Genomic DNA, 6,945 nt, shown 5'->3' with positions numbered 1-6,945 from the left:
GCCGGTACGTGGCCGGCCGAAGCCACGTCAGCTCGGTCTGGAACCTGGGGTCGCCCCGACCGGCGAGCCATCGATGGGTGCCAGCCGCAGCTCGGTCTTCATGCAGTCCGCGTACTGATCACGGACATGCCGAACCCCCAGAGCTTGTCTGGGGGTTCGGCGACTCATCCTGACTTCGCCTCAGGCAGTCGGCGCCAGGCTGAGTTCGGTGAGGGCCGTCGCGACGTCTCCACTTTGCACTGCCGAGAGCACCGCTTGGCGCGCCTCCCGGGACAGGTAGAACCGGGGGTCGTTGTCGAGGAGCGCCGAGAGCAGGGCGGCGACGCGCTCGATCAGGTTGTAGGCCAGGTAGGGACCATCCGGGTGCTGGCGGTCACGCTGCCAGAGGTCGCCGTTGGGGAATTCGATGATCTCGACGTTGCTGCTCGAAGCCCCGGGAGTGTTCCAGCCGTAGCCGCTCTCGAACTCGTCGTGGGCGTAAGGGTCGTGCCGGCCCTCCGCGAGCATGCCCTTGATCTTGGCGATGGCGGTGTCGGTGTCGCCGGTCTGCACTGCTTCCAGCACCGCCTCGCGCTTGGGAGCGTCGAGGTAGAAGGGCGCGCCCTCGCCAAGGATCACCGCGATCAGGGCGGGAGTGCGCGAGACGTCGCTGTAGGCCACGAAGTGGCGCTCCGGGTGCTTGCTGTCGCGCTGCCAGCAGTCACCGTTCGGGAACTCGATGATCTCGACGCAGCCGTTGTTGCCTGCTGATGCCAGAGGCACACCCCAGCCGTGGACGCTGTCGAACTCGTGGTGGGCGTAGGGGTCTTGGCGGTCCATCAGGTGATCTCTTTCAGTCGATCTTCGATTTTGGCGAAAGTATCACTGGGCGATAGCGCGACGGTTCGAATCCGGTTGATGACCCGGTTGAACCTCTGATTGTCGCGCTCCGACTCTCTCACGTATTGAAGGTTCAGGGTCTCAGCGAAGACGAACTTGGGTGAACCCTCGCCTGGGCAGGTCAACCTCTCCAGCGTCATTGGTAGCATGCCGGGTCGCCCCGCACTGAACGGCACCATCTGGAGAACCACGCGCCCTTCTCGCACAGCGCCCAGCATGTGCTTCAGCTGGTCACCGAGGATCTCGGGAACCGCCGAACTGTATAGAGCAGCTTCGGAGAAGATGCTGTGCAGCCGCAGAGGCGGGTCGTCGTAGAGCCGCTGCTGGCGCCGCTGACGGATGTCCAGCCAGACTTCGAGGTCATCAGGCGAGGGCGCGTCCCAACTGTGCTCGATGATCTCTCTGGCGTATGCCGGACGCTGGAGGAGCAGGGTGAACGTGCCGGCCGTGCAGTCCTCTTGGAGGTCGGCCAGGGCTTCGACTGCGAGACGGCCGGCGAACTCGGGCCAGATCAGCTGCTTGTAGCGGGTCCACCAGGCGTTGATGCGGTCCTCTGTGATCAGTTCGACGAGCGCTTCCCGCTGGCCGCCTTGGATCTCGTAGTAGTCGAGGAGGCGACCAAGCTGCTGCTCGTTGATCACCTTCTTCCCGCGCTCGATCTTGCTGAGATCGCCAGCGTTGATCCTGGCCGCCTGGCCGACCTCGTGGAGCGTCCGGTCACCCCGGATTGCCTTCAGCTCCGCGCCCAGGGCCTCGGCGTTGACAGCCGATACCGTCTCCTGCCCCATCGCCCCTCCCTCGTCCTCGCTTGGTATGGCGTCAGTCTGCTACCCGCACACATGAGTTGCAAGGTTGGCGATTCCCAAGATGCCGAGAATTTGGTCAGCACTTTGGCTTGCGCCCGACGCCCCGTCAGGTCCACACTCGGATAGCCACGCACCGGGGTCACCCCATCACGGTGCGTTTCCGGATCGTGCGCGGTGAGCGCTGCTCTTCCGTGCGGTTGGAGGAGCGATGCAAGGCGAGCACACCCATGAAGCCAGCGCCGCTGTCTATGCAGCTGAAGCAGCTTCCGTCCCCCGTGCCCGGCGCTTCGCCGTGGAGACCGCTCGGAAGCGCGGCTGGGAGGACACCGGGGCGCTGGAGCTTCTGGTCAGCGAGCTCGTGACGAACTCGGCAAACGCAGCGAGCGCGTTCGCAGTCCAGGTCTTCTCACCGTACGAGACGTCAGACGGCCGCTTCTTGCGGTTCGAGGTGGCTGACGACAACCCTCAAGGTCCGGTGTTGGCACCGATGACGCCGTGGTCGGAGTCTGGGCGCGGCATCCCCCTCGTCGATCTGCTGTCAGCTGAGTGGCACTGGCAGGAGCGCGGCAGCGGCAAGTTCGTGTGTGTCACTCTCAGGGAGGAAAGAACAGATGAACGGCCACGACGCGGTCCTCGCGCTCTTCTTCCAGCGTCGGTTGCCTAAACCAGTTGATGGGGCCGTTCGAGACGAGGAGTGCCCCGAGGACGCCCGACAGTGCGTCGGCTTCATCCACCCCGCGTACCTACCCGGTGTCGCTGAGGTCGACGGCCTTCTGGCCGCTTACGCGGTCCTGCACAGCCGAACAGATCCCGAAACGCAGATGCTCGCGCGACTCCTGATCGCACTCCGCCGGGACCACAAGCCGGCTGAACTTCCCGCCCACCTCGTGGACTCCCCAGCGAGCGAAGTGCGCCTTTCTCAGGCGTGAGGGCGGGGCACCCCGCCGGCAGACGGTGGGGCAACGCGGAGCCGAGGAGCCCTTCTCCTCCCCCTTGGGTGCCCTCGGCTCCGCACATCTCAAGGCACGGTGGGCAGACGAAGCCCCGGTCGGCCACCGCAAGATTGTCTGTTTCAAGCTGAAGAGGGATGAACGCGGCATGCCACCGAGCGCGAGTGCACGACCGAAGACACTGGTCTCGTCCGGTGACGCCGCCCCGCAGACGCCCTCCTCAACGCCAGCAGCTTCACTCAGCATCTCCGCCTCGGGGAAGTACCCGTATCACGACGACTCAATAGGGCTTGCCTGCCGACTGGTTGAGAACACACTGGCTAACGCAGGGCTTGACAAGCTGATCGGCAAGGCGGTGGCCGTAACCCGCGAGCTGGTCACCATCTCGGTCAGTACCGGGTGCAAGAGGCATCTGCTCGTCGAGGTAAGCCGAAAACAGCGGATGCTGCGGATCACCGTACGGGACGGCTCTCGCGAGCTTCCCGTGTGGTTTCTCGACGGCAGCGCGCCACTGAGCGGCTTGGCTCTGGTGCACACGCTGGCCGAGGGCGACCTGCGCGTGGAGATCGATCCAGATGGAAAAACCATGTGCGCCCAACTCCGAATCGGACAGGCGTTTTCCCTAGATCAAGGAGCGCAAGTGACTATCGCCCCCTCTTCGATCGCCGCGAGCGATCCACATGGATGACGGTCTGGAGGACTGCCGCGAGGTCGCCAGACGGCGCCCTCTCGACCTCCCAGATCCGCTCATCTCGATCCTCAGCTACATCCTGTCGAGCTGGTGCGTCGCGGGTTTGGGCGTCGCCCTGCTCGCGTCCTCGCACCACTGGTACTGATCCCGCCCGTGGGTCGAGCTGCACGACCCAGCCGCCACGAAAAACTAAGGGGCAACATTGAGTTCTCCACCCACGCAAGCGCCGGACGTCGCCACGGGTGACGACGTCGTCAAGATCCTTACCTGGAACATCAAGAAGGGTGAGCAGCTCGACGCGGCATGCGACGTGATCGCGGAGCAGGACCCGGACGTGGTCCTGTGGCAGGAAATGCAGCCCGGGGACTTGGAGAAGGTCACAGCCCGGCTGGGTATGGACGGCTACCCGGCGGCTGCGCCGCTGGCCGCGCGGTTCGTGGCTGACGGCATGCTGCCGGGGGCGTCCCGTAACGACAACGCGATTCTGCTGAAGAGTGGCGGGCCGTTCGTCAAGGTCCAAGCCTACGATCATGGTTGGGCGCCTTGGCACCCGCCGGCGAACATCACCGTGCGTCTGCGTGCGTCGGGCGGGTCCGACGCGGAGAGCTCGGGGATCCTCGGTCTGGTCAGTGCTCACCTGTGCTACTACTCGGCCGCCGTTCGGGAGATCGAGGCCGATTGGTTCTCCACCCTCGCCAAACCCGGCATGCTGACGATCATCGGCATGGATCGCAACGGTTACCTCGTGGGCGAGGGTCCGGACTGGGACAAGCTCCAGCTGTACCCGGGGTTCGATCGGGCGCATTGGCACAACCGAACGCTCCGGTCCGATGACGGCGACCGGTATGCCGACGACCGCACCGACGAGGGCATGAACGAACTCGGGTTCGTTGACCCGTGCCACTACGCGCGGGATGTGCTGGGGCACCCGAAGGCCGTCGGCATCACCGCAGGGTACGCGGTAAAGGGCCACGGTGGCCCCCACGCCATCGACGGCGTCTACGGCTCGGCGGCGCTCGCGCCGCTGACTGTCCGAGCCGGGGTGCTCGACACCCCGCGTCTACGACACATCTCCGACCACCTGCCGACCGAGTGGTGCCTGAGCCGCTCGGGCCTGTGGCAAACGATGACCAGTCAGTGAGGCGTAGCGGGCCTACTCTTCCGGGAGGACGCCCCTGACCTTCTCCCTGACTGTCGCCCGTGTGGGCAACGGCCAGGGGGAAGGTCACGAAGCGGGCCCGCACCCATGAGCTTGCTAATGGCCGTGGGGGATGCGGGCGCCTGTTGAGGGCTAGAAAGTCACCCCGCCGTCGAAGAAAGACCTTTGCACCCAAACACTCACCCCGTTCTCTTAATTAGAATGGGGCACTTCAGCATGCCCGTAATTAGCAGTCCACAAATGGCATATGACGCCTTGAAAAATCATGGCGTTCAGCGTTCCAGTGCAGCATTTCCACGGGTACATTTAGTGACGGCTCCGAGGCACAGCGACTCAACTGGCCTGGTGGACACTGCAGTTGACCGCACACAGGCTGGGCAATTGCAGTGTCTTACGGCATCCACGAGAGTCAGCCAGCTCACGAACCTCCATTGCTGTCCAGCAATGAGAAGGCGCCGCACTACACCTGTGCGGCTAAACACTGAGAGGTAAAAATGTCTAACTCTAACCTGTACAAGAGCGAGCTCGCCGGGCCGTTCGCCGCGCTCTGCGGCGGCGGCACCGACAACGACGGCTCGATGGAGAGCTGCATCAGCGTCGCCGAGCTGGCTGGCGGCGGGTACGCCCTCGGCGACACCAAGCCCGAGGGCGCCGGCCGCGAGCTGCGCATGAGCCGCGAGGAGATCACCAGCTTCGCCGAGGCGTGGCTGGCGCAGAACCTGTCGGCCTGACACGCAGCACGAGTGCAGGGCGCCTCGGGATCGGTCCGGGGCGCCCTGCGCCTTCCCCGCCCATCGGTTAGGAGAGCCGCTGATGTTAAAGACCCTGATCGACAACGCAGACGAGGTGCTGGCGCGCTGGCCGGAGCAGCCGCAGCGCTACCGCCGTGAGCCGTCCGCCTTCGAGCACCTGCTGACGCTCGCCGAGGTGGACCGGCTGATCGACGCTGAGTGCCTGGCCATGCGCAACCTCGCGCTGATCAAGGACAGCTCAGTCGTAGAGAAGTGGATGTACGCCGACGGCGACATGCCCCGTAAGGGCTCGATCCGCGCGCACCTCGATGCCGGCGGAACGATCTCTGTTCGGTCCCTGGAGCGGTTGGTCCCCTCGATCGCCGACCTGCATCGCTCACTTCAGGAGGAGACGGGCTACGGCGTTCACATCAACGCTTACCTGACCCCCGCCGGGCACCAGGGGCTCAAGTACCACTTCGACCCCTACGTCACCTTGATTCTCCAGCTCTCCGGCAGCAAGGCGTGGCCGGTCCACGAGCCGTTCGTGGAGAACCCGGTCAAGGAGTACGCCTCGTTCCACACGGTGGGGTTCACGGTCGAGCAGAAGCGCTACCTCGCCAACACCCCGCCGGCCCAGACCTTCACCCTTGAGCCTGGTGACGTCCTGTGGCTGCCTCGCGGCTACGTCCACTCCCCGTACACCGTTGGCGACGAGTCGTCGCTCCATCTCACGGTGGCGTTCAAGGAGCGCACCTACCACTGGGTGGCCGAGCAGTTGGCCCACGAGGTACTCGCCCAGGCGCTGGTGGACCCGGCCATGCGTGAGTGGGTGCAGCCGATCGAGATCACCCGCAATCCGTCCGAGGCGATCCGGCAGATGCGTGCCTACCTCATCGGCGCGTTCCTCAAGCTCGACGCAGCGGAGGCCGCTCAGCGCGTCCAGGAAGCGGCTCTCCGGCCGCTCTGAACTTCTTCCGACCGTCCTGAACGAACGATCTCGCCGCTGAGCTGGGGCGTGGCCAACGCCCCGGCTCAGCGGCCATTTCAGCTCGGCGAGTCGCCCCGCGAGCGCCGCTATGGTGGGTTGCTCGCGGTGGATGAGGAGACCCCTGTGCCAGACGGTTTTGCACACCTGCACGTTCACACCGAGTACTCGATGCTCGACGGTGCGGCCAAGAACGGCAAGCTGATCGCCGAGGTCGAACGGCAGGGCATGCCTGCGGTGGCGATGAGCGACCACGGCAACATGTTCGGTGCCTACGAGTTCTTTCAGAAGGCCAAGGACAGCACAGTCAAGCCGATCATCGGCATCGAGGCGTACATCGCGCCGGAGTCTCGGTTCCACAAGAAGCAGGTCTTCTGGGCCCCGGGCGGGCGCAGGACGCCCGGGGCCGACGGCGAGGGCGGCAAGGATGTCTCCGGCGGTGGCCGGTACACCCACATGACGATGTGGGCCGAGAACGCGACCGGCTTGCGCAACCTCTTCAAGCTCTCCTCGCTCGCCTCGATGGAGGGCTACTACGGCAACCCCCGGATGGACCGCGAGATCCTCGCCGAGAACGCGCGGGGCATCATCGCCACCACCGGCTGCCCGTCCGGCGAGGTGCAGACCCGGCTGCGGCTCGGGCAGTACGACGAGGCGGTCAAGGCCGCCGGCGCCTACCAGGACATCTTCGGCAAGGAGAACTACTTCCTGGAGCTGATGGACCACGGCATCGACATCGAG

The 6,945-nt window shown here is 65.2% G+C and carries 10 protein-coding genes; 8 read left to right on the top strand and 2 right to left on the bottom strand.

Translation table 11 applies throughout. From position 1 onward, the window contains the following. Positions 1 to 180: 180 nt before the first annotated feature. On the bottom strand, positions 181 to 819 hold the full coding sequence (locus tag UK12_RS31260) for a hypothetical protein (protein ID WP_045306586.1): 639 nt from the start codon (positions 817 to 819) through the stop codon (positions 181 to 183). Then, positions 819 to 1,667, bottom strand: coding sequence for a helix-turn-helix domain-containing protein (locus tag UK12_RS31255; RefSeq protein WP_045306585.1), 849 nt, complete (start codon positions 1,665 to 1,667; stop codon positions 819 to 821). Before UK12_RS31255 ends, UK12_RS31260 begins: the two co-directional genes overlap by 1 nt. Positions 1,668 to 1,893: 226 nt before the next feature. Between UK12_RS31255 and UK12_RS45245 the strand changes: the two genes are divergently transcribed. From UK12_RS45245 to UK12_RS31230, 8 genes are all read left to right on the top strand, one after another. Beyond that, positions 1,894 to 2,349 (top strand): ATP-binding protein, encoded by a 456-nt coding sequence (locus UK12_RS45245; protein ID WP_082120104.1) that lies wholly within the window; start codon positions 1,894 to 1,896, stop codon positions 2,347 to 2,349. Further along, positions 2,297 to 2,614: a hypothetical protein gene (locus UK12_RS40225; RefSeq protein WP_045306584.1), complete on the top strand. Its 318-nt coding sequence runs from the start codon at positions 2,297 to 2,299 to the stop codon at positions 2,612 to 2,614. Before UK12_RS45245 ends, UK12_RS40225 begins: the two co-directional genes overlap by 53 nt. 64 nt (positions 2,615 to 2,678) lie before the next feature. After that, complete coding sequence (locus UK12_RS40220) at positions 2,679 to 3,323, top strand: hypothetical protein (RefSeq protein WP_156179050.1); 645 nt, start codon at positions 2,679 to 2,681, stop codon at positions 3,321 to 3,323. Continuing rightward, a complete protein-coding gene (locus UK12_RS40215; RefSeq protein WP_156179048.1) occupies positions 3,316 to 3,471 on the top strand; it encodes a hypothetical protein in 156 nt (51 codons plus the stop codon). The genes UK12_RS40220 and UK12_RS40215 overlap by 8 nt, the downstream gene beginning before the upstream one ends. A gap of 57 nt (positions 3,472 to 3,528) precedes the next feature. Then, on the top strand, positions 3,529 to 4,467 hold the full coding sequence (locus tag UK12_RS31245; RefSeq protein WP_045306583.1) for an endonuclease/exonuclease/phosphatase family protein: 939 nt from the start codon (positions 3,529 to 3,531) through the stop codon (positions 4,465 to 4,467). Between the two features lie 512 nt (positions 4,468 to 4,979). After that, positions 4,980 to 5,216, top strand: a complete 237-nt coding sequence (locus tag UK12_RS31240; RefSeq protein WP_045306582.1) for a hypothetical protein — start codon at positions 4,980 to 4,982, stop codon at positions 5,214 to 5,216. An 82-nt stretch (positions 5,217 to 5,298) separates the two neighbouring features. Then, complete coding sequence (locus UK12_RS31235; RefSeq protein ID WP_197085322.1) at positions 5,299 to 6,186, top strand: JmjC domain-containing protein; 888 nt, start codon at positions 5,299 to 5,301, stop codon at positions 6,184 to 6,186. A gap of 144 nt (positions 6,187 to 6,330) precedes the next feature. After that, positions 6,331 to 6,945 (top strand): PHP domain-containing protein (locus tag UK12_RS31230; protein WP_156179046.1); only part of this gene is annotated, 615 nt, incomplete at its 3' end.

Origin of the sequence: Saccharothrix sp. ST-888, from assembly GCF_000955975.1 — a bacterium.
Classification (GTDB): domain Bacteria; phylum Actinomycetota; class Actinomycetes; order Streptomycetales; family Streptomycetaceae; genus Kitasatospora.
This window is presented reverse-complemented; position numbering and strand designations above follow the sequence as displayed.

What these genes read in the sequence shown, in the direction of transcription:
- UK12_RS31260 (WP_045306586.1), bottom strand. Translation starts at nt 819, where the DNA reads ATGGACCGCCAAGACCCCTACGCCCACCACGAGTTCGACAGCGTCCAC.
- UK12_RS31255 (WP_045306585.1), bottom strand. Translation starts at nt 1,667, where the DNA reads ATGGGGCAGGAGACGGTATCGGCTGTCAACGCCGAGGCCCTGGGCGCG.
- UK12_RS45245 (WP_082120104.1), top strand. Translation starts at nt 1,894, where the DNA reads ATGCAAGGCGAGCACACCCATGAAGCCAGCGCCGCTGTCTATGCAGCT.
- UK12_RS40225 (WP_045306584.1), top strand. Translation starts at nt 2,297, where the DNA reads ATGAACGGCCACGACGCGGTCCTCGCGCTCTTCTTCCAGCGTCGGTTG.
- UK12_RS40215 (WP_156179048.1), top strand. Translation starts at nt 3,316, where the DNA reads ATGGATGACGGTCTGGAGGACTGCCGCGAGGTCGCCAGACGGCGCCCT.
- UK12_RS31240 (WP_045306582.1), top strand. Translation starts at nt 4,980, where the DNA reads ATGTCTAACTCTAACCTGTACAAGAGCGAGCTCGCCGGGCCGTTCGCC.
- UK12_RS31235 (WP_197085322.1), top strand. Translation starts at nt 5,299, where the DNA reads ATGTTAAAGACCCTGATCGACAACGCAGACGAGGTGCTGGCGCGCTGG.